This is a genomic window from Yoonia sediminilitoris (assembly GCF_003058085.1).
GTDB classification, from domain to species: Bacteria; Pseudomonadota; Alphaproteobacteria; order Rhodobacterales; family Rhodobacteraceae; genus Yoonia; species Yoonia sediminilitoris.
Genome location: NZ_QBUD01000043.1, coordinates 1 through 1,855, shown reverse-complemented (window position 1 = coordinate 1,855; position 1,855 = coordinate 1). Strand labels below are relative to the sequence as shown.

1 protein-coding gene and 1 pseudogene are annotated in these 1,855 nt (G+C 58.8%); both read right to left on the bottom strand.

Features of this window, described 5'->3' with window-relative positions; translation table 11 throughout:
• Positions 1-370 precede the first annotated feature (370 nt).
• Complete coding sequence (locus C8N45_RS22895) at positions 371-1,324, bottom strand: ABC transporter ATP-binding protein (RefSeq protein WP_108389368.1); 954 nt, start codon at positions 1,322-1,324, stop codon at positions 371-373.
• Positions 1,321-1,761, bottom strand: a pseudogene (locus tag C8N45_RS22890) (oligopeptide/dipeptide ABC transporter ATP-binding protein); the annotation flags it as partial. The pseudogene C8N45_RS22890 and the gene C8N45_RS22895, both read right to left, overlap by 4 nt.
• Between the last annotated feature and the right edge of the window lie 94 nt (positions 1,762-1,855).

The window sequence follows — 1,855 nt, the reverse complement described above, 5'->3', positions numbered from 1 at the left end:
CCACAGTCGAGCCAAGCCAAAACCTCACACCCTGGCCCGCATCAGAAAATCTTCATCATAGGAGACCTTCGCTGCAGATTGCATAGAGGTCTGCTCTGCGGGACGAAGCGGCCCCTGCTTCCAAAGACACAGATGTCCGCAATGCGGAGTCAATGGACGTTCAGTTTAGTGTTGGAAAAAAACATGAGGGCTTGGGCTTCATATCTCGCAAGAGTTTGCTTCCGTCGTCGCTTGCTACAATATCCGTAACTGAATCGCTTCTTTGCGAAGTCGTAAATGGAGATGGGCGATCCATCTCTGGTAGCAATCAACTGGGTCCTGCGCCTTTTCGGGTCCAAAACCGGTGGAGAAAGGTGCCCTCGCTGCTCGCTTATCGAGGGTTGAAACAGGCGAACTCCCTGCCGCTCTGATCTGTTGTCAGAGACGGTTCTTCTCTCCGGCACCGATATGTCGCAAAGGCGCATCGTTCATTGAAGGCACACCCTACGGGAGGCGACAATGGATCGGGCAATTCGGTTTCGGCGCTTTCAGGTGCGGCGATGGGGCGTCCGACTTCGGGGGCGCTTTGTGCTAGCAGTGCGGTGTAGGGGTGGCGCGGGTTCGCGAAAATCTCTCGTGCGGAACCGACTTCGACGATTGAGCCGAAATATAGGACCGCGACGCGATCACTGACGGCTTCGACGACCGCGAGATCGTGACTGATGAACAGATAGGTCAAGCCGAATTCTTTCTTGAGGTCGGCCAAGAGGTTCAACACCTGCGCCTGTACCGACACATCCAAAGCAGAGACTGGTTCATCAAGGATCAAGATGCGTGCTTCAGCCGCCAGCGCACGCGCGATGCCGATCCGTTGCGCCTGCCCGCCGGAAAACTCATGCGGGTAACGATCAAGGAATTCCTCACGCAGGTTCACGGCCGCGAAAATCTCGCGGATGCGGGCGGCGCGGGCTGCTTTGTCCAGATTGTGGAGTTTGCGCAGGGGTGTTTCCATGATCTGGCGGATGGTTTTGCGCGGGTTCAGGCTGCTGATGGGGTCTTGGAACACATATTGGATGCGTTTGCCAAAGACAGCCGGGTCGGCATTGTCCAGGACCGCGCCCTCGATCTCGATCTGGCCTGTGGTCGGGGGCAAGAGCCCCACAAGCATTTTGGCGAGCGTGGATTTACCGCAGCCGGACTCCCCCACGATGCCCAAAGTCTCGCCGGTTTGGACCGTCAAGGTCAGCGGCTGGACCGCGTGGACCATGCCCCTGGGCGGCCCAAGCAGGCGTTTGCCAACGGGAAAGGACTTCGACAGTCCTGTCAGTTTGAGGGCCTCGTTCATGCGCTTTGTTCCAGTGTGGCTTCGGGGAACAGGCAGCGTGTTTTTCGCGCCGTCTGGGTCGGCATCAGATCAATGGGGCCTGCGCTACAACCAGCCTGCGCCTTGTCGCACCGTTCAGCGAAGGCACAGCCGGTTGGCAAGCGATCCACGACCGGCGGCAGGCCGGGGATCGCAGCCAGTTTGCGCTGCCCGCCACCCAATGTCGGCACGCAGTCGATAAGGCGGCTGGTGTAGGGATGCTGGGGCGCGCGCAGAACGGCCTCGGTCGGCCCTTCTTCGACAATCTGGCCTGCGTACATCACCGCCACACGGTCGCACAATTGGCCGACAACCCCGAAGTCGTGGGTGATAAAGATGATGGCCAGCCCCCGTTCACGGCGCAGATCGCTCAGCACAGACAGGATTTGCGCTTGCACCGTTACGTCCAGTGCCGTCGTGTCTGACGTCAGCGCCTATGGGTCCAAATAGCTGTATTTGCTAAGGGAGGGTTTGTTGCTCATCGTAGCCACTGAGGAGTGGACGATGAGAAAG